Source organism: Ruegeria sp. AL3 (assembly GCF_056536065.1).
Map to the genome: position 1 here is coordinate 2,577,042 of NZ_JBQFJG010000001.1, position 21,000 is coordinate 2,598,041.

A 21,000-nucleotide genomic window follows, 5' to 3' on the forward strand; every position below is an offset into this window, starting at 1 on the left:
AGGAAAAGGCGCAAAACGCCGTTAAAAAAAGAGACGCCCCGTGTCTCATGACCAAGGCGTCAAATCAAATTCATAAAACTCATGAAGATCATGAGTCGGACGCCCTGGGCTCAGTTGGTCTCGCTCAGAACCTGTGCCTTGGCTTCCGGCAGAAGCTCGGCCATTTTTGCGCGGACTTCCTCGACCGAGGACAGGTTGCCCAGGTCACCCGAAACCTTGCGAACGACATCTTCGTGCCCGGCTTCCTCGAAGTCGGAAATCACGACCGTCTTTGCATATTCTTCGGCGTCGGCACCGGATTTACCCAGTTTTTCAGCAGCCCAAAGACCCAAAAGCTTGTTGCAGCGGGCTTGTGCCTTGAACTGCATCTCTTCATCATGGGCAAACTTGGCTTCAAAGGCGTTTTCGCGTTCGTCGAACGTCGTCATAGGGCAAGGACCTCTTGGGTTATGTCTTCTTTCCTGATGATATGACTATACGACGTCCCATGCGCAAGGGATTTGCGCTGCGTCAAAGCCTCTCGGGTACATGAACTTGCGGGAAATGGGTGCTTGGACTATGAGGACGCCAACGTGAGGGGACTCAATCCCTCTGTGCAGAGTGGAAAGGTCGCTTATGGCGCGTCGCAAGAAAATCTACGAAGGCAAGGCCAAGATTCTGTACGAAGGCCCCGAACCGGGCACGATCGTCCAGTATTTCAAGGATGACGCCACCGCCTTCAACGCGGAAAAGAAGGACGTGATCGACGGCAAGGGTGTGCTCAACAACCGCCTGTCGGAATTCTTCATGACCGGCCTGACCCAGATCGGCATTCCGAACCACTTCATTCGCCGCCTGAACATGCGTGAACAGCTGGTTCGCAACTGCGAAATCGTTCCGCTGGAAGTGATCGTGCGCAACTATGCCGCCGGATCGATGTCCAAGCGCTTGGGCATTGCAGAGGGCACGCAGCTGCCGCGCCCGATCGTCGAGTACTGCTACAAGGACGATTCGCTGGGTGATCCGCTGGTCACTGAAGAACACATCGCCGCGTTTGGCTGGGCCAGCCAACAGGACATGGACGATATCCTCAGCCTTGCCTTGCGCGTGAACGATTTCATGAGCGGTGTGATGCTGGCGGTGGGCATTCGTCTGGTCGACTTCAAGATCGAGATCGGCCGCGTGTTTGAAGGCGATTATCAGCGACTGATCGTAGCTGACGAGATCAGCCCCGACAGCTGCCGCCTGTGGGATATCGAAACCGGCCAGAAACTGGACAAGGACGTGTTCCGCCGTGATTTGGGCAGTTTGACCGACGCCTATTCCGAAGTTGCACGCCGTCTGGGTGTCCTTCCCAACAACAATGTCACCAAGCCGACGCTGATCAACTAGGAACAGCCGGACCACAAGTTTGCCAAAGCGCCGCAACCGTGTTTGCGGCGTTTTTTCGTTCGCGGTTGAAATTGACAGTTTCCCGTTTCCCCAGCATGTTTGCCTCGGGCAGGCACAAAAGGTTCAGGATGGGTGTCAAATGGCGGAACTGTTGGATCAGACAGTATTTCTGAAGTTTCTGGCCGCCGTGCTTGCAATCTTCAATCCGCTTTACAACATCCCGATTTTTCTGAGCATGACGAAAAACTGCACCGCGGAAGAACGGCGGCATGTTGCGGTTGTTGTCATGATCTCGGTTACCGTCATTGCACTGACCGCTGTTGTGATCGGGGAAGAGGTGCTTGGGGTTTTTGGCATTGATGTGCCGGCTTTCCGGATAGCCGGAGGGATCATCATCTTCGGAATCGGGATGTCGATGTTGAAGGCCGAGGACCGGCCGCCGGGCGATCAGGCCGCGATGGACGACGGGCACGAGCGGAAACTGAATTTTGCCGTCGTACCGCTGGCGATACCTTTGACCATCGGGCCGGGCACGATTGCCATCACGATCGTTTTTTCGCACCAACTGTCGAACGGTGCCGAAATCGTGACGCTGGGTTCGGCGATCCTGATTGCCTGTGCGATCGTGGGGCTGGGATTGTTGTTCGCAGATCAGATCTCGCGCCTGTTGGGTGAGACAATGATCAACGTCCTGACCCGGATCATGGCCATCCTGCTGGTCGCCGTCGCGGTCGAGATGGTTCTGACTGGCACGTTCCATGCGATTGACGCGCATTATCCGGGATTGGTCAAAGAAGGCGAATAGTTGGATTGCTGCGGCAAACTGCTTTGCAAACAGGGTTGTCGAAAGCCATTTGGCGCGCTATCCCCCGCGCAACGAAATGGGTCCCGGATTGCGGCCCGCAGGTGGAGTTGCCAAAATGAAAGCACGGGTTCATGTGATGCTCAAGAACGGGGTGCTGGACCCGCAGGGCGAAGCGGTTCGGCACGCATTGGGCGCAATGGGCTTTGATCAGGTCGAAGGTGTGCGGCAGGGCAAGGTGATCGACCTTGAACTGGCCGACGGCGCGACCGAAGCAGATGTGACCGAGATGTGCGAAAAGCTTTTGGCCAACACGGTTATCGAACGCTACGAGATCGAACTGGTCTGACGGAATGCGGGCCGCGCGTCTGATCACTTACCGTCAGCCGCTTGAGGTAACGACGATCCCGGATCCCGCACCTGCGGAAGACGGCGTGGTCGTGCGGGTGCTGGCCTGCGGCGTGTGCCGGTCTGACTGGCACGCGTGGTCTGGTTCGGACCCGGATGTCATCCTGCCCATGACCCCCGGTCATGAATATTGCGGCGAGGTCGTTTCCGTCGGCGCGCGCGTCACCCGGTGGCGTGTCGGGGATCGGGTGATTGCGCCTTTCATTCTGGCCTGTGGCCGGTGTCCGGATTGTGCGCAGGGTCATCAGACGATCTGCGCGGATCAGGTTGTGCCGGGGTTCACCTGTGACGGCGCTTTTGCGGAATATGTCGCGGTGGCCCATGCCGATGCGAACCTGACATCCTTGCCGGACAGCATCGCGCCGGACATCGCGGCCGCGTTGGGTTGCCGCGTGACGACAGCGTGGCAGGCATTGGTCGGTCGGGCACAGGTTCAGGGTGGTGAATGGATTGCCGTCTTCGGCGGCGGCGGTGTCGGGATTTCCACTTTGCTGCTGGGCAAGGCGCTTGGCGCACGTGTGGTAATTGTCGACATCACGGATGACAAACTGAACTATGCCCAGACTCTGGGCGCTGACGCGGTGGCCAATGCGGCAACCTGCGATGCGCCTAAGGTGGTGAAGGAAATCACCGGTGGCGGCGCCCATGTTGCGATCGAGGCGCTTGGCGTCGAAGCTACGACCGTGTCCGCGATGCGTTCCCTGCGCAAAATGGGGCGCATGGTGCAGATCGGGATGCCTGCCGGAGATCACACCCAGATGGCGTTGCCGATGGATGTGCTTTACTCTGACCAGCTTTCCGTCTTTGGCACACGCGGAATGCCAAGCTGGCGCTATCCGTCTTTGTTGTCGCTGATCGCGGGCGGTGGAATTGACCTGAGCCCGTTGGTTACGCGAAAAATATCTCTCAACCAGGTGAGCGCCGAGCTTGCCGCCTTTGACCACCCAACCCCTCCGGGCGTTGCGGTCGTCACCGATTTTGTCTCGTAGGAGGGCCCGCCATGCGCGCAGCCGTAATCGTTTTCCCCGGATCAAACTGTGACCGAGACCTCGCGGTCGCCTTTGAGCAGGCTGGTTTTCAGGTCGACATGGTCTGGCACAAAGATGCGGCGCTGCCGGACGGTATTGATATCGTGGGCGTTCCGGGCGGGTTTTCTTACGGTGACTATCTGCGGTGCGGTGCAATCGCTGCGCAGTCGCCGATCTGCAAGGCCGTGGTCAACCACACTGAACGCGGGGGTTATGCGGTCGGGATCTGTAACGGATTTCAGGTTCTGACGGAAACAGGTATCCTGCCGGGGGCGCTGCTGCGCAATGCCGGGCTGAAATACATCTGCAAGACTGTGGGCCTGAAAGTCGAAACCAGCGACAGCGTGTTTACCGGTGGCTATAACGCAGGCGACGTGATCGGTATTCCGATCGCGCATCACGACGGCAACTATTTCGCGGATGACGCAACGCTGGCGGCGTTGAGAGATCAGGACAGGATCGCATTCACCTATACCGAGAACCCCAACGGCTCAGTCGGTGATATCGCGGGGATCCTTTCCGAAAACCGTCGTGTTCTGGGTATGATGCCGCATCCCGAGCGTGCGGCCGATCAAGGGCATGGCGGCACCGACGGGGCGGCGCTGTTCCGCGCATTGTCAGGTGTGTTTGAAGCGGCGTGACTTGAGGTCACGCGCGCCCGCGCGTAACGTCTGATCATGAACTCGGACGTGCGATCAGGCTGGTCAAAGCTGCTGAAACCGTTTCGCGGCGCCCCGTTGGGGTGGCGGCTGCGGCTGGCTGTTATTGTATTGATGGTGGCAACAATCGCAACGGTTTGGATCACCAACCGCTTGTTGACCGACAGGTTCACCGAATCCACCCGCAACCGGGCCGAGCTGCGCCTTGCGCTGTATTCGGGCAATTTGCTGAGCGAACTGCGCCGCAACTCGATCGTGCCCCAGTTGCTGGCGCGGGACCCGACACTGATTTCGGCGCTGCAATCCAGAGACTATTCGTTATCGACGCAGCGTTTGATTTCGTTCGTTGAGGAAATCGGTGCGGCGTCGTTGATGCTGTTGGATGGTGACGGGCGAACGGTTGCGGCGACGGATCGGAACAGGCTGGGCGAGGCGCACAGGAATATTCCGTATTTTGTGGACGCGATCCGGTCAAATGCGACGATCTTTTCCGTTATTCCCAAGAAATCCGGCGGATACAGCTTTGTCTATTCGCGCCGGCTTGAAAACAGTGCGGAAATACTGGGCGTGATCGTTGTCGAAGTTGATCTGCAAAAGTTTGAACAGGCATGGGCCGGTATTTCGGATGCGGTGATGGTCACTGACAGCACCGGAACCATCATTCTGTCCACCGAACCGCGCTGGCGGGGTCTGGATGAGGGGGCGGCCCTGCTGCGTCAACCGCCGCAAGGGGCGATCCAGCGGGCCATTCGCGCGACCACCGATTGGACCGCTCTGCCACCTGACGCCTACCTGCAAGGCGAGGCCGTGATGCGTCTGGAGACGCGCATCCCGTTCCGCGGCTGGCAAATGACATCTTTCACGACCTATGCCTCGATCCGCGAGAAAGTGAACAGCGTTCTGGCGCTCGAGATCATGGGCTTTGCGATTCTTCTGGCGCTGGCGTTCTACGCGCTGAGCCGAAGGGCGACGCTGCGCATGACCCTGTTTCAGCGCGAGTCGGCAGAGCTTCGCGCATTGAACGCCAGGCTACAGCGGGAAATCGCTGAACGCGAACGGGTTGAAAAGACGTTGGATTTGGCCGAACAGACCCTTGCCCAAAGCTCGAAACTTGCAGCTCTGGGTGAGATGTCAGCGGCGGTCAGTCACGAGCTGAATCAACCTCTGGCTGCAATGAAAACCTATTTGGCCGGCGCCCGTCTGCTGTTGCGTCGAAACCGGCCGGAAGAAGCGTTGGCAAGTTTCGGTCGCATCGATGGTCTGATCGAGCGGATGGGGGCGATTACGCGGCAGCTAAAATCTTACGCGCGCAAGGGGGCAGATGCGTTTTCACCTGTAAATCTTGGCGAAGCGCTGGCCTCGGCCTTGTCGATGATGGAACCGCAGTTGCGTCAGCGCCATGTGAAGATCACCCAGATCCTGCCGGAAGAACCGGTGGTGGTGATGGGGGACCGGATGCGGATCGAGCAGGTTATGGTCAACCTCTTGCGCAATGCGCTGGACGCCACCAAATCAGTGGCAGAGCCGGATGTGGAAATCATCCTGGCGGCGGGTGACACGGCTGTCCTGACGGTACGCGACAACGGGCATGGGATCGAGGATATCGAGAACCTGTTCGAGCCGTTTTATACCACCAAACAGCCCGGAGACGGGGTGGGCCTGGGGCTTGCCATCTCGTCGGGGATCGTGAACGACCATGGGGGACGGCTGACTGCGCGCAACGGCCAATACGGCGGCGCGGTGTTTGAAATGCAGTTGCCAGCACTGGGAAGCGACGGCCTTGAGGCCGCGGAATAACGAGGAATGACTATGGCACAGGCCATGAAAATCGCCATTGTGGATGACGAACAGGACATGCGCCAATCGATCAGCCAATGGCTTGCTTTGTCCGGGTATGACACGGAAACCTTTGCCAGCGCCGAGGACGCGCTCAAGGTTCTGGGGCCGGATTATCCGGGGATCGTGATCTCGGACATCAAGATGCCGGGAATGGATGGTATTCAGCTTCTGAAAAAGCTGATGGGGGCCGACAGCACCTTACCGGTGATCATGATCACCGGCCACGGTGATGTGCCGATGGCGGTTGAAGCGATGCGCGTTGGCGCGTTCGACTTCCTTGAAAAACCGTTCAACCCCGATCGGATGTCCGAACTGGCCAAACGCGCCAGCAATGCGCGCCGTCTGACTCTGGACAACCGCGCCTTGCGGCGCGAGCTGTCCGGCGGCACCCAGATCATGAACAAGCTGATCGGCGCCAGCCCGGTCATGGAGCGGCTGCGTGAGGATATTCTGGATCTCGGCCAGGCTGACGGCCATGTGTTGATCGACGGTGAAACCGGTACCGGGAAAACCCTTGTGGCTCACGCGCTTCATGCCGTTGGCAGCCGTGCCGGCAAGAAGTTTGTTCTGGTGTCCTGCGCCGCGCTTGAAGAGGATGCACTGGCCAAGCGCCTGTTTGGCCCGATGATGCCCGAAGATGCGCAACTGCCCGCCATCGAAGAGGCGCGTGGCGGCACGCTGGTTCTGGAAGACGTGGAAGCGTTGAGCGATACGTTGCAGGCCAAACTGCTGAGCGTGATGAACGAGCAGGGCACACCCGCAGAGACCCGGATTGTTGCCATCTCGAACTTGCAGGAGGCGGGGAAGACGTCGGAAGACGTGCTGCGACCGGACCTGTTTTATCGCTTGGCAGCGCTGCGCATCACTATGCCGCCGTTGCGGCAGCGGGGCGAAGATATCCTGACCCTGTTCACCCGTCTCAGCGAGCAGTTTGCCGAAGAATACGGTTGCGATGCACCCCAGGTGAGCGCGCAGGAGGCTGCGCAATTGTTGCAGGCCCCTTGGCCCGGCAATGTGCGCCAGTTGATCAACATTGCCGAACGGGCGGTGCTGCAATCGCGCCGTGGCTCGGGCACCATCGCGTCTCTGTTGATGTCCGATCACGAAGAGATGCAGCCGGTGATGACCACCGAGGGCAAGCCGCTGAAGGAATATGTCGAAGCGTTCGAACGAATGCTGATTGATAATACGATGCGCAGGCACAAAGGCTCTATCGCGTCAGTCATGGACGAGCTTTGCCTTCCTCGCCGGACGCTGAACGAGAAGATGGCCAAATACGGCCTTCAGCGTTCGGACTATCTGTAAGCGATGCGATTTGGGGGCTCTGCCCCCGTCGCCTGTGGCGCCTCCCCCGGGATATTTTTGGCCAGATGAAGGGGGCGTCACCGCTGGTTTGGGCGCAGAATGCAGTTTGCCCATTGTCTTTTCCACAGGGTTGCTTTTATTGTGTCGGAACGGGCCGGGCGAATTTGACGCCTGCAAGTCCCGAATCTTTGAGTTTCGCTGCTGATCCGTTGGTGAGGGTCAAGACCTCGCGGTTCAGCAGACCGATTATGCCCATCAACGGGCAGTGGAGTACCTGAGCCCGGGATCACTGGGCGAAAGGAATAAATGGGCAGGCTGCGTTCAGACGCGCCTGTCGGAGAAGAACCGCGATGACGCGCGCGCAACGATTGAGAGAACGGGCAGGGGGCCACAGCGCCAGACCCTGCCGCGCTCCGTCTGATATCGCCCTGACAAGACACCTCCCCAAAAGCGCCTGTCCGCCTGGACAGGTCAGGACAATGCGTTTGGCGCGGTGCACCAAGGACAAATGGCTAAGAAAATGCTTATCGATGCCACCCACGCGGAGGAAACCCGCGTCGTGGTGGTTGACGGAAACAAGGTCGAGGAGTTCGATTTTGAATCCGAAAACAAACGCCAGCTTGCCGGCAACATCTATCTTGCAAAAGTAACGCGGGTTGAGCCGTCGCTTCAGGCGGCCTTTGTGGATTATGGCGGGAACCGGCATGGTTTCCTGGCATTCTCTGAAATTCACCCGGATTATTACCAGATCCCTGTCGCTGACCGTGAGGCGCTGATGGAGGAAGAGCGCGCCTATGCCGAGGCTATGAAGGCGCGCGATGAGGCTGAGGAGGCCAAATCCAAGAAGCGGCGGACCCGGTCTCGTGCGAAGGCTGCTGACGTGAAATCGGATGATCCGGTTGAAACGATGGAGGTTTCGACCGAACCAACCGGCATGGAAACCATCGATCTGGACGAGGGTGAAGAAGCAGATGTTGATGTTCCGGAAGGAACGTCGCCGATGGAAGTCGTCGCTGAAACTCCGGTAGAGGAGCCGGTTGACGATGACGCGGCGGCCACTGAAGGAGCAACCGAAACCGCTTCGGGTGAGGCTGCGCTGGACGACGTTGCCGAGGAAGCAACTGAACAGGCTGTCGAGGTCTCGGACGACGACGCGGAGGATCAGGCCGAAGAGGCGGTGGAGGCCGTTGAAGACGTTTTATCGGAAGGCGATGAAGCCCAATCCGAGCCCGAGCAAGCAGAAGAACCTGTCGAAGCTGCGGATGATGAACAAGACCCTGATGAGGACGTTGACGAAACCAAAGGTACAGACGCTGCATCAAAAGACGCATCGATTGAATCGGTTGCTGACGATGATGACAGCGAAGACATTCGTCCGCCGCGCAAACCGCGCCCGCGTCGTTACAAAATACAGGAAGTCATCAAAGTACGTCAGGTTCTGCTGGTGCAGGTTGTCAAGGAAGAGCGCGGAAACAAGGGTGCTGCGCTTACGACCTATCTTTCGCTGGCAGGACGGTATTGCGTTCTGATGCCCAATACCGCACGTGGTGGTGGCATCAGCCGCAAGATTACCAACGCGGCGGACCGGAAAAAGCTGAAAGAGATCGCAACGGATATCGATGTGCCAACCGGGGCGGGTTTGATCATTCGAACCGCCGGAGCCAAGCGAACCAAATCTGAGATCAAGCGCGACTATGAATACCTCCAGCGTTTGTGGGAGCAGATCCGGGCGCTGACACTGGAATCCATCGCGCCGGCAAAAATCTATGAAGAAGGTGATCTGATCAAACGGTCGATCCGAGATCTTTACAACCGTGATATCGACGAAGTCTTGGTCGAAGGTGAGGGCGGGTACCGCATCGCCAAGGACTTCATGAAGATGATCATGCCGTCGCACGCCAAGAACGTGAAACGGTACGAAGATGCGCTGCCTCTGTTCGCGCGCTATCAGGTGGAAAGCTATCTGGCCGGGATGTTCAATCCCACCGTACAGCTGAAATCCGGTGGCTATATCGTGATCGGCGTGACGGAAGCGCTGGTGGCGATCGACGTGAACTCGGGCCGGGCAACCAAGGAAGGCTCGATCGAGGAAACCGCACTCAAGACCAACCTTGAAGCTGCGGAAGAGGTTGCACGTCAGTTGCGCCTGCGCGACCTCGCAGGTCTGATTGTCATCGATTTCATCGACATGGACGAGCGCAAGAACAACGCTGCTGTCGAAAAGCGTCTGAAAGACAAGTTGAAAACCGACCGCGCCCGCATTCAGGTTGGTCGTATTTCGGGTTTTGGTCTGCTGGAGATGAGCCGTCAGCGTCTGCGCCCCGGTATGATCGAGGCGACCACACAGCCATGCCCGGCATGCCACGGCACCGGCCTGATCCGTTCGGACGACAACATGGCGCTGTCGATCCTGCGTCAGATCGAAGAGGAAGGCACCCGCCGCCGCTCGCGCGAGGTTCTGGTGCGCTGCCCGGTCAGTATCGCCAACTTCCTGATGAACCAGAAGCGCGAGCATATTGCCCAGATCGAGGCGCGGTATGGGCTTTCGGTGAGGATCGAAGGGGATATCCATTTGGTCAGCCCGGACTTCTCGATGGAGAAATTCAAGACGGCCAGCCGGATTGTTCCCGAGGCCACGGCGCCTGTTGTTTCTGTCGATGCGTCGCTGATGGATCTTGTCGATTCATCGGACGCGGAAGAGACCGAAGAGGAAATCGCTCAGACCGAAGAAGAGGCAAAGCCCAAGCGCAAGCGCCGTCGTCGTCGTCGCAAGAAAGGCGCGGGCAATGGGGATACGCCGGAGCAGACCGCAGAAGAGGGTGACGCGCCAGCACAAGAAGACGCAGAGAGCGATACGCCTGACGTCGAAAGTGCTGAGCCGGCTGAAGCTGAGGCTTCGGAGGAAGAAAAACCGGCAAAGCCCAAGCGCAAACGCGCCCCGCGCCGTCGCAAGAAAGATGCGGTTGCCGAAGAAGTTGCGGATCAGCCTGAAGAGCCATCCGCCACGACGGCGGACGCCGTGACGGAAGAGCCGGCAGCCGAGGAAACCGGCGAGAGCATCGCGGGCGAAAGCGCAGAGGTCGTGGCGGAACAAGTTGAGGTGGCCGCTGAACCAGCCGAAGCACAGGCTGACGCTCCGCCGTCGGAAGAGCAACCTGCAAACGGTGTGGATGCGGCACAAGCGGTTGAAGAAGCGGATGAGGGTGAAAAGCCTTCTGCGGAAGCTGTAGAAGCCGCTGACGTTTCAGAAACCGACGGTCCTGCCGAAGACGGGCCAGCGGAAACAACGCCCGAGCCGGTGCTTGAAAGCGTGGCGGAAGAGCCTGAACCTGTACCCGCCAAACCCAAACGTCGCGGTTGGTGGTCGCTGGGAAGTTAACGAAAAAGGCGGGCTGATCGCCAGCCCTTTGCGGTAAATGATGCAGATCTTATTGCAAACATGGGCGCTGCTTTGACAAGCAGCGCCCACAGCTCATTCAGCTTCTTGATGTTCCGCGTATTTTGTTATCTGGCTGATCATCAGGAAGACATAGTCGGCAATAATGATCGCGTTCAAGCTGTGAACAACATCAGTATATTCGATCAATCCGTGAATTGCAGCATGCCTGCTTGGAATCGGATCAGCTTGGAACTTTTCCAAGGCTTCTTGGGTTCTCACTGGCTCATACAGATGCTCGTCGAGAACTCTGAACATATCAAGGGGCGCGACATGGCTCAGCACATACCCAGCGGGCACATTCTTGATGACTTCACGTAGCTCTTCCAGGCTGGCGGCATGTTTACCAGCGCTGAGCTCAAAAGCCTTTCGGAACTCCATCTCGACAGCTGGCAACATTGTGAGCACTGCTGGTCGGTATAGCCCGCTTCTGTGGCACGCAAGGGCTTCGTAAAAGGACTCTTTGGCTGAGGCACTGATCTGGTAGTTGTCCAAGTCAGCAATGATCTGTTCTTCAACTTTTTCCCAGTTTTCGGAGTAATGCGCAAAGCTGATCCGAGGCACGGCATCGAGCTCTTCATTTTCGAAGGCCTGCCATGGCGTTGTCTTGTGGGGTAGTAAGCCAGCTTTCCGCAGGGCTTGTTTTGCTTCGTTGTTTTTGGCGATTTCCTTGAAGTAATCACCCCAATCAGCCTGAAACTTTAGGAACCCCTGAAGTGCTCGCTTGATTGGCGCGGCATCTACTTGAAGATTTTGCCGGATACCCTTCATTGTTTTGTCAAGCTCGACGAACTGTTGACGCCAATGCGCCGTCGCAGCCCGAACATTTGCAAGAACTTTGGGATCAATAATCTGAACCCTGGGGATGATGTGTTCTTGCGTTTTTTCGGGATGAGCTTCGTTCAAATCGTCCATTTATACCTCTGTTTTTATGGTTAAATTTGTTGGGCTAAGAGCCTCTTTGCAAGTTTCATATTGGCGATTTCCAGCCAATCCGAACCTCTGCGTTGCACATTCATGAAAAAAGATCTCTCGGATACATCTTCCCTTTCGCCAACCCCAGCTTCATTGCTGGTGTTGCCTTGGTTGAGCTGCTTCTCATCCAGTTGTGCCTGAATCTGTAGATCTCGATGATCTTCGCCATTGTCTCCGGGTTGTAGAGATAATGGCGGTCCCAGGTTTGACCGTTGCCGCTTGGTGTGTGCCCCGGGCGTGCGGCGAAGCGAAGGTTGGATCTCACCTTGTGGAAATAGGAGTCGACGCTCCGGAGCGTGGCCAGACGCATCAGGCGAGCGCGGCGATTGTTGGGCGTGCTGGGTCGATCCGTAAGAATCCGGATCTCCCTTCCAGGCTCGGATTTGGTATGGAATGGCCACTCAAAGGGCATTCCTACCGGATAGGTTGCCAGCAGCCCCTCAACCACCAGATCGGTTTGTTCTGCGGCCTCTGAGGCCGTCATTGCCGCCCAGGTGCTGGACTTAATGCCGGATGCCAGTTCCAGGGCCGTCTTGCCTTCCGCGACGAGGCTGTTTCGCTGGTCGTTTGATTTGTTCTTGTCGAAGCGCACCACGATGATATCCGCCAGCCCATTGGTGATCCTGGGCGCAAATGCTGAGGTGAAAGACAGGGCCAGGCCCGGATCTGCATCCAGGACGAACACGAACCGCTCATCACCCTTGCCGAGAAACTTCCTCAGCATGAAGGCGTGTGCCAATTGCATAATATCTTGCCGCACGAGTGTTCCCCTGTGAGGCAGCTGCAGCCCGAGATCCACCTCTGGAGCTTCCAGTGGATGAATGGCGACTTTCCGGGTGATCTTGTCCAGATAGGCCTTAAACTCGGTCTCGGACCAGACACGCGCCTGCTGCCGATAGGCGCGAGGAAGGCCGAAATCACCGGCGGCCACCATCTGGGCTTCGATGTCCGGAAGCTCCATCACCGGATCTAGGCCAACATGGGCGGCCATGATGTAGCCTGTGTTGGCATGCGCGGTGCATAGGTGATGAACTGCGATTTGCGCGCGTGTCTTCTTGTTTGGCCAATTGAGTTGGAGCGTCTGGGAATCCGTGGCGAACCGTCGGCCGACTTTGGTCCAATCCACCTGTTCGAAGAGGCCTTCTCGACGGGCGGTGATATCAATCACCCGATCATGGATGAAATCAATCTTCGCATAGACATCGCGCGCAGACAGCCCTGTGAAATCACAGATCTTGGAGATTGGTGTTCCGTTGGTGATCATCCACAGAATAGCATTATTCGCGCTGCTGCGCTTCTGGCGGCGTATGCGTGATCCGACCGAAAACGAAGTCAGGCAGGCTTTGCACTTCCAGCGCTGCGCTCCTTTGGCGGTCCAGCCAGACTTGCGATAGAGCTTCGGATGTTCTGCTGCTGACTTGCCGCGGTTCGTGCATTCGCCATTTGTGCATGCATCCCGCGGGGGCTCGGGGCGAAACTTCGCCCGCAGGCGGCGATATTCTTCGACAATGGCCCTATTGCTTTTCAGGATTGAGGATTTTCCGCATGCTCCGCAGATGTATGTCTTTTCGTCGCCTGAACCGCTGACCTTGCCGCGTGGAAAGTTTGGTTTGACTTTGGCACCGTTTTTCCCTCTGTTATCATAAGGATCCGGCGACTCTCTGAAGAGACTACACTAAGGATTCCTGCAGAAATTGATGTCGATGCCGAAGGATGGCAAAGGCAATCTTCTGCGAGGCTCACTCGAAGAATTTTTCGAGAGGCTTCCCACTGATTTTCTCCCGGTTGTTCCGGTTTTTTCTTATTATTGTGGGAGTAGATTGGCCAGAAACTGGCCAACCGAAATTTTATTTTGCATCATTTACTGAAAAGGGCTGGGGCTGATCGGCCCGCCTTTTTTGACCTGCAACGAAGGTCAGCCGGATTTTTTGATCAGATAGATCTGATGTGCGCCGTCAGTGTTCTGGGAAAGCAGTGTATGCCCGGCCTCAGCACAAAAATGCGGAACATCCACGATGGCCGCAGGATCATCGGCCAGCACCCGCAGAACGGCACCCTCGGGCATGGATTTCAATCGTTTGCGGGCTTTCAGGACGGGCAAGGGGCACAACAGGCCCAAAGCGTCCAGGGTATCTGTAATCTCTGACATGATTTTCGGGATAGGGCGAAGTTGTAATATTGTCCAGATTCCGAGCACGAGGATGTGACTGTTTGGCCCCGTGACGGATTGCTCTTCATCACATATGTGCAGAAACATGTTCGGAATCGAAATCATAGACGCGGGACTGCTGCCCGCCATGTTGGTCGCGCTTCTGGGTGGCCTGATCAGCTTTCTGTCGCCTTGCGTATTGCCAATCGTACCGCCTTATCTGGCGTATATGAGCGGCGTTACCATACATGAGATGCAGGACGAGGCCCGTGCGCGGCGCAAGGCGACCCTGTCGGCGCTGTTCTTTGTCATGGGCCTGTCGACCGTGTTTCTGCTGCTTGGCTTTACCGCATCGGCCTTTGGCGCGTTTGTGCTGCAAAATCAGGTTCTGTTCGCCAAGCTATCCGGTGCCGTTGTCATCGTCTTTGGCCTTCACTTTCTGAATGTTTTCCGGATTCCTTTTCTGGATCGCGAAGCACGGATTGAAACCGGTGATTCCGGTGGGTCGGTCTTTGGCGCTTACATCCTTGGCCTGGCTTTCGCATTTGGCTGGACCCCCTGCATTGGTCCTCAACTGGGTGCGATCCTGTCACTGGCGGCGAACGAAGCGTCGGTCGCGCGTGGCACGTTTCTGCTGGGGGTCTACGCTGCGGGTTTGGGTATTCCGTTCTTGTTGGCAGCCATGTTCCTGAATCGCTCCATGACCGTGATGAACCGGATCAAACCGTATATGGGCACGATCGAAAAGATCATGGGCGGGCTGTTGTTGTTTGTGGGCATCATGCTGATAACCGGGCTTTTCACCCGCTTCAGCTGGTGGTTGCTGGAGACTTTTCCGGCGCTGGCAAATTTCGGATGATCAACTGACCCTCTTACCTTGGCTGCAAGCCTGCGTTAACCTGCGCATCAGAAGGTAAGGGCATGAGCAGTCACACTAATCAGCCGCAGGTGCGCAGACGTCGGGTGTTCTATATACCCGGCTATGATCCGATGCCGCCCCGGCGATATCGCGAGCTGTATCGCAGTGAATCGCAGAATCAGGCCCGGATCTCGGGGTACGAGATCGCCATATCCCCAAAGACAACGGACGGGCGTTTTGGTTGGCGTGTGACCTCGGAACAAGATGGCCTGACTGTTGAAGCGGAATTCGAGGTTCTGGTCTGGTCCGACATCGTGCGCGACAGCATGTCGGCCTCGATCCCGGCGACCTATTGGCAATTGGCCCGCACGGCGTGGATTTACATGTCAACCGGTACGTTGTGGCGTCTGATGCGATTGCGCAAGGGCCCGGTGATCGCCGCGTTGTATCCTGTGGCGATGTTGGTGTCTCAGCTGCTGATCGCGCTTGCGTTGGCATGGGCGTGCATAGCCATGGCAGGTTGGTGGGGGATATTCCCCGGAGCGGCCATCGCCGTCGCGTTACTGCTGTGGTTTCGCAAGGTCGATAACCGGTTGTTTGCGTATTACCTTATGCATGATTACGCCTATTCAGCGCAGTTGAGCGGGCAAATGCCGGTCGAGCTGCGGGACAGGTTGTCTTCGTTTCGTGAAGCGATCCAAGAGGCGCTGAATTCCGATGTGGATGAAGTGCTGGTCGTTGGCCACAGCTCGGGCGCGCATCTGGGGGTGTCTGTTCTGGCCGAGCTGATCCGAAAAACGAAAGTGCACGAGCAACGCGCGGTGCTGTCGTTTCTCAGCCTGGGACAGGTGGTTCCCATGGTCTCGTTTCTGCCCCAGGCACACGATTTGCGGTCCGATCTGCATTTCCTGTCCACACGGTCCGAGCTCAGCTGGATCGATGTCTCGGCCCCCGGTGATGGCTGCGCCTTTGCGCTTTGCGATCCGGTTGCGGTCACAGGGGTGGCCGATGCTGATAAACGCTGGCCGCTGGTCCTGTCAGCGGCTTTTTCGCAAACCTTGTCTCCGGAACGCTGGAAGGCTTTGCGATGGCGGTTTTTTCGCCTTCATTTTCAGTATCTTTGCGCCTTCGACAAGCCGGAAAGTTACGATTATTTCCGGATAACGGCTGGCCTGTTGACGTTGGGGCAAAGGTTTGCGGATCGTGAGGCTTCGCGCAGCCGCATCGAGACGCCTGTCTCCAAGTTCACCTCGGTACAGCCATGACCATGACCCCGCCCAAGCCAGACCCGCGCCCCGAGAAAGTTTCGTTGCTGCGCTATGTAAAACTGTTCAGACATGACCTGCTGTCGGCCCAGCCAGCCCGGCTGTATCGCGCGTGGATGGCAGAATTCAAAACCCCGTTCTTCCGGTCGTTTCTGATCAATCAACCGGAACTGGTTCAAACCGTCCTCAAGAAACGGGCTGACGATTTCCCCAAGTCCGGCAGGATCGGCGAAGGCCTGCGCCCGTTGCTTGGCAATTCGGTGTTTCTGACCAATGGCGAAACCTGGAAACGACAGCGGCGGATTATCGATCCCGCGTTCGAAGGGGGGCGCCTGAAGGATACATTCCCGGCCATGCTGGCCGCTGCCGAGGCGTGTGTGAAACGGCTGCGGCCTCATGTCGGAGGGGAGCTCGAATTCGAAGAGCAGACAAGCCATGCGGCGGCGGATGTGATATTTCGCACCCTGTTTTCCGTTCCTATCGACAACGCTATCGCCAGCCAGGTGTTCGAAAAGTTCCGGGCCTATCAACGCGCGCAACCTTTGCTGAATCTGGCGGCTTTTGTTCCCTTGCCAAAGCGGCTGCCCCGGTTTCATTCCGGGGCGACCAAACAAAACGCGCGGGATATCAGGGCGCTGATTGCCGAACTGACCAGAACACGCGCAAAGGCCATCAAGGACGGAACGGCACCTGATGATCTTGCGACCAAGATCATGACGACGGCTGATCCCGAAACCGGGCAATTCTTCGACCCCGAGGAAATGGTTGATCAGGTGGCGATCTTTTTTCTTGCCGGGCATGAAACCAGCGCGTCAGCCTTGGCTTGGACGCTGTACCTGATGGCCCTTTACCCGGAATGGCAGCAGAAGGTTGCAGAGGAGGCCGCCGTTCTGGATGATCCTTCATTTGCCTCTGTTTCAAAACTTCGGATCAGCCGGGATGTGTTCCGTGAAGCGTTGCGCCTTTATCCTCCGGTGCCCATGATGGTCCGCGAGACCACGTGCCCCGAACGGTTCCGTAACCGGGATGTTCCGGTTGGCGCGCAGATCGTGATCAGCCCGTGGCATTTGCACCGTCAGGCGCGTTTGTGGGACGATCCGGACGGTTTTGATCCCAGCCGTTGGGGCACGGAAAACGGCAAGCGGTGCCAGCGCGACGCTTACATCCCGTTCTCAGCAGGCCCCCGAGTGTGCACCGGGGCAGGGTTTGCAATGGTCGAAGGGCCGCTGATCCTGTCAATGCTCTTGCGCTGCTACCGGTTCGAAACAATCCCGGGAAAAACACCTGTTCCGGTCGCTCACCTGACGGTTCGATCCAAAGATGGCATATGGTTACGCCTGTTTGAGCGCTAACAACCTACCATCGGTTCACGCCCTGTTGTATGCGGGGAAGAACATCGGAATCATCATTGAACGGGAAAACAATATGTCCAAAGCAGAACAGCGCGCGCAGATGATCAACGGCACGGGCTTTATCGCGGCACTGGATCAAAGCGGCGGATCAACCCCGAAAGCGCTTGCGTTGTATGGTGTCGAGGCATCCGACTACAACTCAGACGAAGAGATGTTCGGTGAAATCCAGAAGATGCGTGCCCGCATCATTCTGGCCGACGATTTCACAAAGGACAAAGTGATTGGTGCAATCCTGTTCGAACGTACCCTGGGCGAAGAGATCGAAGGCCGCAAGGTTGCCGATTACCTGTGGTCGGTCAAAGGTATCGTGCCTTTCCTGAAGATCGACAAAGGCTTGGAAGAACAGGCAAATGGCGTTCAGATGATGAAACCGATCCCCGGTCTGGCCGAGACCCTGGCCAAGGCCGATGGTGTGTTCGGCACCAAGGAACGCTCGGTCATTCACGAAGCGAATGCCGACGGCATCGCGGCGGTGGTTGCGCAACAGTTCGACGTCGCCCGCGAAGTCACCGATGCCGGTATGGTTCCGATCGTGGAACCCGAAGTGAACATCCATTCGGAAACCAAGGCCGAGGCGGAAGACATTCTGAAGGCTGAAATTCTCAATAACCTCGATCAACTGGCCGAAGGCCAGGAAGTGATGCTGAAGCTGACGATCCCGACACAGGCAAACCTGTATGACGCGCTGGCTGACCACCCGCGGGTCTTGCGCGTTGTGGCCCTGTCGGGCGGTTATTCGACGGAAGAAGCCTGTGATCTGTTGGGCCGGAACGGCAAGATGATCGCATCCTTCTCGCGGGCCTTGACCGAAGGTCTGTCGAAGCAGCAGTCAGATGCCGAATTCAACGCGGCCCTGGGTGCCAACATCGACAAGATTTTCAAAGCCTCGGTCTGATCCGTCAGACAGGTTTGACGAAAGAGCGGCGCAACTGCGCCGCTTTTTTTCTGCCGATGCAGGTCTCGGCATGATCATTGACCAGCCCCATGGCCTGCATGAACGCAAACACGGTTGTAGGGCCAACAAACTTCCATCCCCGTTTCTTGAGATCTTTCGACATGGCCACCGACTCGGGCGATGTGGACGCCGTTTGCGGAGGCGGAGGTGTTTCAGCCTCGTAACGCCAGACATAGGCCGCCAGAGATCCTTCGGCCGCCACAAGGTCCTGCGCGCAACGCGCATTGTTGATCACCGCTTCAATCTTGCCGCGATGACGGATGATCCCGGAATCCTGTAGCAGGCGTTCCACATCGGCATCAGAAAACGTGGCCATCTTGTTGAAATCAAACCCGCAAAAAGCCTTCCTGAAGTTTTCGCGCTTGTTCAGGATCGTTCGCCAGCTGAGGCCTGACTGAAAGCTCTCGAGGCACAGTTTTTCAAACAGCCGTTGGTCGTCGCCGACAGGGTAACCCCATTCATTGTCATGATATTCAAAGAATTCGGGCGCGGCCTGACACCATGCGCATCTTTGCTGCCCATCCGGCCCGGTAATGGTGTCGCTCATGGTTGTGCCCTTTTTGTTCCAACTCACGTTACACGTCCAGGCGAGGGCGTGACAAGTCTCAATCAGGGTTGCGGAACCAGTTCAGCACAAAGACGCGTATGGCCGATGCAAGACCCGTTTCCGGGTCGCGGGCCACATCAATTTCAGCCGCCAAGACATTGATTGGCTTACCTTGTTCCTGAGCGATTTCGCGAAAAGCACGCCAGAATTCATCCTCGAGTGATACCGAAGTTCGGTGTCCTTTCAGGGTCAGAGAGCGTTTGACAGGACGGCCGCTCATTCGTCCAGCTCATGATTGTCGAGGTCGCGCTTTTGTTTTTTCTGTTGAAGCTTCACGACTTCTTTTTCAGCTTTTGTACGCCCAAATGCGACGGCGTTCCGGTCAGCGCGGGCCTTTCTTTCGGCCCGCGCTTTTTCCTTTCGATACCGGTTCAGATTGACCGGCTTGCCCATCAGTCTTTTGGGCCGATCATCTGTTCGGGGCGGACGACAGCGTCAAAGGTCGCTTCGTCCACAAAGCCCAGCGCGATGGCTTCTTCCTTGAGCGTGGTACCGTTCTTGTGGGCGGTTTTCGCAACGGTGGTCGCATTGTCATAACCGATGGTAGGGGCAAGCGCCGTGACCAGCATCAGCGATTCCTTCATCAGCTTGTCGATGCGCGGCTCGTTCGCTTTGATGCCCATCAGCATCCGCTCGGTAAAGCTGTCGGTGGCATCCCCCAACAGCTGGATCGATTGCAGCAGGTTGTAGGACATCATCGGATTGTAGACGTTCAATTCGAAATGCCCTTGCGACCCGGCAAAATTCATCGCCGCGTTGTTGCCCATCACATGCGCGGCGACCTGCGTCAGCGCTTCGGCCTGCGTCGGGTTTACCTTGCCGGGCATGATCGACGAGCCGGGCTCATTTTCCGGCAGAATCAGCTCACCCAGGCCGGAACGAGGCCCGGAGCCCAGGAAACGAATGTCGTTTGCGATCTTGTAGCAGCTGCCGGCAATCGTCGCCAAAGCGCCCGAAAGGAAGACCATGGCATCATGCGCGGCCAGCGCTTCGAACTTGTTCGGCGCCGTCATGAAGGGCAGGTCAGTGATCTGGGCCATATGCCCTGCGACCGCTTTGTCCCAGCCGTGCTGGGTGTTCAGGCCGGTGCCAACGGCCGTTCCGCCCTGGGCCAGTTCATAAATCCCCGGCATCGCCGCATGTACGCGTGCGATTCCCTGACGAATCTGGTGGGCATAGCCACTGAACTCCTGACCCAAGGTCAGCGGTGTCGCATCCTGCGTATGGGTTCGGCCGATCTTGATGATGTCCTTGAACTCCCCGGCCTTCTGCTCGAGCCCGGACGCCAGTTTTTCAAGGCCGGGAAGCAGGACGTCGCGTACGCTCATCGCTGTTGCGATATGCATGGCGGTTGGGAAAGTATCGTTCGACGATTGCCCCATGTTGCAGTGGTCATTCGGGTGTACCGGGTCTTTGGAACCGATCTTGCCGCCCAGAATCTCGATGGCTCGGTTGGCGATGACCTCGTTCGCATTCATGTTCGACTGGGTGCCCGAACCCGTCTGCCACACGACCAACGGAAAGTTGTCGTCGAACTTGCCCTCGATCACCTCGCCTGCGGCCTGAATGATCGCATCTGCTATCTTTGCGTCCAGCTTGCCCGTTGCCTTGTTTTCCATGGCGCAGGCTTTCTTGATCACGCCCAGCGCGCGCACGATGGCGACCGGCTGTTTTTCCCAGCCGATGGGAAAATTCATGATCGAGCGCTGCGTCTGTGCGCCCCAATACTTGTCGGCAGGAACCTCGAGCGGGCCAAAGCTGTCGGATTCTGTGCGGGTTTGAGACATCGGTCACTCCGTCTGGTATGCAGTTGTATGCCGTTTAGCCGCAGCCACGCCGTGACGCAATCGGCCAGTTGCGCGCACCTTAAACTTAAGGGCGTCAAAGGTATAGGCGCGGGGTGCGTCACTTTAGTCGTTATAGGCGGGGA

At 57.4% G+C, this 21,000-nt stretch carries 20 protein-coding genes; 12 read left to right on the forward strand and 8 right to left on the reverse strand.

The genetic code is table 11. From position 1 onward, the window contains the following. Window positions 1-110 precede the first annotated feature (110 nt). Window positions 111-428 (reverse strand): DUF1476 domain-containing protein, encoded by a 318-nt coding sequence (locus ACR3E6_RS13000; protein ID WP_480487474.1) that lies wholly within the window; start codon window positions 426-428, stop codon window positions 111-113. A 187-nt stretch (window positions 429-615) separates the two neighbouring features. Here ACR3E6_RS13000 and purC point away from each other — a divergent pair, with 187 nt between their 5' ends. The 8 genes from purC to ACR3E6_RS13040 all read left to right on the forward strand — a co-directional run bounded on the left by purC (window position 616) and on the right by ACR3E6_RS13040 (window position 10,791). Next, window positions 616-1,371: a phosphoribosylaminoimidazolesuccinocarboxamide synthase gene (gene purC / locus ACR3E6_RS13005; RefSeq protein ID WP_209833217.1), complete on the forward strand. Its 756-nt coding sequence runs from the start codon at window positions 616-618 to the stop codon at window positions 1,369-1,371. Between the two features lie 139 nt (window positions 1,372-1,510). Next, on the forward strand, window positions 1,511-2,176 hold the full coding sequence (locus ACR3E6_RS13010) for a MarC family protein (protein WP_480487476.1): 666 nt from the start codon (window positions 1,511-1,513) through the stop codon (window positions 2,174-2,176). Window positions 2,177-2,291: 115 nt separating this feature from the next. Continuing rightward, window positions 2,292-2,522, forward strand: coding sequence for a phosphoribosylformylglycinamidine synthase subunit PurS (purS, locus tag ACR3E6_RS13015; protein WP_117872765.1), 231 nt, complete (start codon window positions 2,292-2,294; stop codon window positions 2,520-2,522). Between the two features lie 4 nt (window positions 2,523-2,526). Further along, complete coding sequence (locus ACR3E6_RS13020) at window positions 2,527-3,570, forward strand: zinc-dependent alcohol dehydrogenase family protein (protein ID WP_480487478.1); 1,044 nt, start codon at window positions 2,527-2,529, stop codon at window positions 3,568-3,570. 11 nt (window positions 3,571-3,581) lie between these two features. Further along, window positions 3,582-4,250, forward strand: a complete 669-nt coding sequence (purQ, locus tag ACR3E6_RS13025) for a phosphoribosylformylglycinamidine synthase subunit PurQ (protein ID WP_152457897.1) — start codon at window positions 3,582-3,584, stop codon at window positions 4,248-4,250. 132 nt (window positions 4,251-4,382) lie between these two features. Further along, the gene (locus ACR3E6_RS13030; protein WP_480488140.1) at window positions 4,383-6,065 is read left to right on the forward strand and encodes a sensor histidine kinase; all 1,683 of its coding nucleotides are present in this window, start codon (window positions 4,383-4,385) and stop codon (window positions 6,063-6,065) included. Window positions 6,066-6,077: 12 nt separating this feature from the next. After that, complete coding sequence (locus tag ACR3E6_RS13035; protein ID WP_050603452.1) at window positions 6,078-7,412, forward strand: sigma-54-dependent transcriptional regulator; 1,335 nt, start codon at window positions 6,078-6,080, stop codon at window positions 7,410-7,412. Between the two features lie 508 nt (window positions 7,413-7,920). Then, a complete protein-coding gene (locus tag ACR3E6_RS13040) occupies window positions 7,921-10,791 on the forward strand; it encodes an Rne/Rng family ribonuclease (protein WP_480487481.1) in 2,871 nt (956 codons plus the stop codon). A 93-nt stretch (window positions 10,792-10,884) separates the two neighbouring features. Here ACR3E6_RS13040 and ACR3E6_RS13045 read toward each other — a convergent pair whose 3' ends face one another. From ACR3E6_RS13045 to ACR3E6_RS13055, 3 genes are all read right to left on the reverse strand, one after another. Further along, a complete protein-coding gene (locus ACR3E6_RS13045; RefSeq protein ID WP_480487483.1) occupies window positions 10,885-11,763 on the reverse strand; it encodes a hypothetical protein in 879 nt (292 codons plus the stop codon). 100 nt (window positions 11,764-11,863) lie between these two features. After that, window positions 11,864-13,087: a hypothetical protein gene (locus ACR3E6_RS13050; protein ID WP_480487485.1), complete on the reverse strand. Its 1,224-nt coding sequence runs from the start codon at window positions 13,085-13,087 to the stop codon at window positions 11,864-11,866. A 651-nt stretch (window positions 13,088-13,738) separates the two neighbouring features. Continuing rightward, window positions 13,739-13,972 carry a sulfurtransferase TusA family protein gene (locus tag ACR3E6_RS13055; RefSeq protein ID WP_171632649.1) on the reverse strand — a complete coding sequence of 78 codons (234 nt, stop codon included), beginning with the start codon at window positions 13,970-13,972 and terminating at the stop codon, window positions 13,739-13,741. Window positions 13,973-14,078: 106 nt separating this feature from the next. Here ACR3E6_RS13055 and ACR3E6_RS13060 point away from each other — a divergent pair, with 106 nt between their 5' ends. From ACR3E6_RS13060 to ACR3E6_RS13075, 4 genes are all read left to right on the forward strand, one after another. Further along, entirely contained in the window at window positions 14,079-14,831 is a 753-nt protein-coding gene (locus tag ACR3E6_RS13060) for a cytochrome c biogenesis CcdA family protein (RefSeq protein WP_171723327.1), read from the forward strand. 62 nt (window positions 14,832-14,893) lie between these two features. Beyond that, a complete protein-coding gene (locus ACR3E6_RS13065) occupies window positions 14,894-16,096 on the forward strand; it encodes a hypothetical protein (protein ID WP_480487487.1) in 1,203 nt (400 codons plus the stop codon). A 2-nt stretch (window positions 16,097-16,098) separates the two neighbouring features. Next, a complete protein-coding gene (locus ACR3E6_RS13070) occupies window positions 16,099-17,448 on the forward strand; it encodes a cytochrome P450 (RefSeq protein WP_480488142.1) in 1,350 nt (449 codons plus the stop codon). 73 nt (window positions 17,449-17,521) lie between these two features. Beyond that, the gene (locus ACR3E6_RS13075; RefSeq protein ID WP_171723325.1) at window positions 17,522-18,403 is read left to right on the forward strand and encodes a fructose bisphosphate aldolase; all 882 of its coding nucleotides are present in this window, start codon (window positions 17,522-17,524) and stop codon (window positions 18,401-18,403) included. Window positions 18,404-18,407: 4 nt separating this feature from the next. Here the strand turns inward: ACR3E6_RS13075 and ACR3E6_RS13080 are convergent, their stop codons facing one another. The 4 genes from ACR3E6_RS13080 to fumC are packed head-to-tail and all read right to left on the reverse strand — an operon-like array spanning window position 18,408 to window position 20,857. Then, window positions 18,408-19,010 carry a DNA-3-methyladenine glycosylase I gene (locus ACR3E6_RS13080; protein WP_480487489.1) on the reverse strand — a complete coding sequence of 201 codons (603 nt, stop codon included), beginning with the start codon at window positions 19,008-19,010 and terminating at the stop codon, window positions 18,408-18,410. Window positions 19,011-19,068: 58 nt separating this feature from the next. Further along, window positions 19,069-19,290 (reverse strand): ribbon-helix-helix domain-containing protein, encoded by a 222-nt coding sequence (locus ACR3E6_RS13085; protein WP_152457905.1) that lies wholly within the window; start codon window positions 19,288-19,290, stop codon window positions 19,069-19,071. Next, a complete protein-coding gene (locus ACR3E6_RS13090) occupies window positions 19,287-19,463 on the reverse strand; it encodes a DUF4169 family protein (protein WP_171231680.1) in 177 nt (58 codons plus the stop codon). The genes ACR3E6_RS13085 and ACR3E6_RS13090 overlap by 4 nt, the downstream gene beginning before the upstream one ends. Further along, the gene (fumC, locus tag ACR3E6_RS13095; RefSeq protein ID WP_480487491.1) at window positions 19,463-20,857 is read right to left on the reverse strand and encodes a class II fumarate hydratase; all 1,395 of its coding nucleotides are present in this window, start codon (window positions 20,855-20,857) and stop codon (window positions 19,463-19,465) included. Before fumC ends, ACR3E6_RS13090 begins: the two co-directional genes overlap by 1 nt. Between the last annotated feature and the right edge of the window lie 143 nt (window positions 20,858-21,000).

What these genes read in the sequence shown, in the direction of transcription:
- purS (WP_117872765.1), top strand. Translation starts at nt 2,292, where the DNA reads ATGAAAGCACGGGTTCATGTGATGCTCAAGAACGGGGTGCTGGACCCG.
- ACR3E6_RS13060 (WP_171723327.1), top strand. Translation starts at nt 14,079, where the DNA reads ATGTTCGGAATCGAAATCATAGACGCGGGACTGCTGCCCGCCATGTTG.
- ACR3E6_RS13035 (WP_050603452.1), top strand. Translation starts at nt 6,078, where the DNA reads ATGGCACAGGCCATGAAAATCGCCATTGTGGATGACGAACAGGACATG.
- ACR3E6_RS13080 (WP_480487489.1), bottom strand. Translation starts at nt 19,010, where the DNA reads ATGAGCGACACCATTACCGGGCCGGATGGGCAGCAAAGATGCGCATGG.
- purQ (WP_152457897.1), top strand. Translation starts at nt 3,582, where the DNA reads ATGCGCGCAGCCGTAATCGTTTTCCCCGGATCAAACTGTGACCGAGAC.
- ACR3E6_RS13075 (WP_171723325.1), top strand. Translation starts at nt 17,522, where the DNA reads ATGTCCAAAGCAGAACAGCGCGCGCAGATGATCAACGGCACGGGCTTT.
- ACR3E6_RS13020 (WP_480487478.1), top strand. Translation starts at nt 2,527, where the DNA reads ATGCGGGCCGCGCGTCTGATCACTTACCGTCAGCCGCTTGAGGTAACG.
- ACR3E6_RS13065 (WP_480487487.1), top strand. Translation starts at nt 14,894, where the DNA reads ATGAGCAGTCACACTAATCAGCCGCAGGTGCGCAGACGTCGGGTGTTC.
- ACR3E6_RS13070 (WP_480488142.1), top strand. Translation starts at nt 16,099, where the DNA reads ATGACCCCGCCCAAGCCAGACCCGCGCCCCGAGAAAGTTTCGTTGCTG.
- ACR3E6_RS13090 (WP_171231680.1), bottom strand. Translation starts at nt 19,463, where the DNA reads ATGGGCAAGCCGGTCAATCTGAACCGGTATCGAAAGGAAAAAGCGCGG.
- ACR3E6_RS13030 (WP_480488140.1), top strand. Translation starts at nt 4,383, where the DNA reads ATGGTGGCAACAATCGCAACGGTTTGGATCACCAACCGCTTGTTGACC.
- ACR3E6_RS13010 (WP_480487476.1), top strand. Translation starts at nt 1,511, where the DNA reads ATGGCGGAACTGTTGGATCAGACAGTATTTCTGAAGTTTCTGGCCGCC.
- ACR3E6_RS13055 (WP_171632649.1), bottom strand. Translation starts at nt 13,972, where the DNA reads ATGTCAGAGATTACAGATACCCTGGACGCTTTGGGCCTGTTGTGCCCC.
- purC (WP_209833217.1), top strand. Translation starts at nt 616, where the DNA reads ATGGCGCGTCGCAAGAAAATCTACGAAGGCAAGGCCAAGATTCTGTAC.
- ACR3E6_RS13000 (WP_480487474.1), bottom strand. Translation starts at nt 428, where the DNA reads ATGACGACGTTCGACGAACGCGAAAACGCCTTTGAAGCCAAGTTTGCC.
- ACR3E6_RS13045 (WP_480487483.1), bottom strand. Translation starts at nt 11,763, where the DNA reads ATGGACGATTTGAACGAAGCTCATCCCGAAAAAACGCAAGAACACATC.
- ACR3E6_RS13050 (WP_480487485.1), bottom strand. Translation starts at nt 13,087, where the DNA reads ATGATCACCAACGGAACACCAATCTCCAAGATCTGTGATTTCACAGGG.
- ACR3E6_RS13085 (WP_152457905.1), bottom strand. Translation starts at nt 19,290, where the DNA reads ATGAGCGGCCGTCCTGTCAAACGCTCTCTGACCCTGAAAGGACACCGA.
- fumC (WP_480487491.1), bottom strand. Translation starts at nt 20,857, where the DNA reads ATGTCTCAAACCCGCACAGAATCCGACAGCTTTGGCCCGCTCGAGGTT.
- ACR3E6_RS13040 (WP_480487481.1), top strand. Translation starts at nt 7,921, where the DNA reads ATGGCTAAGAAAATGCTTATCGATGCCACCCACGCGGAGGAAACCCGC.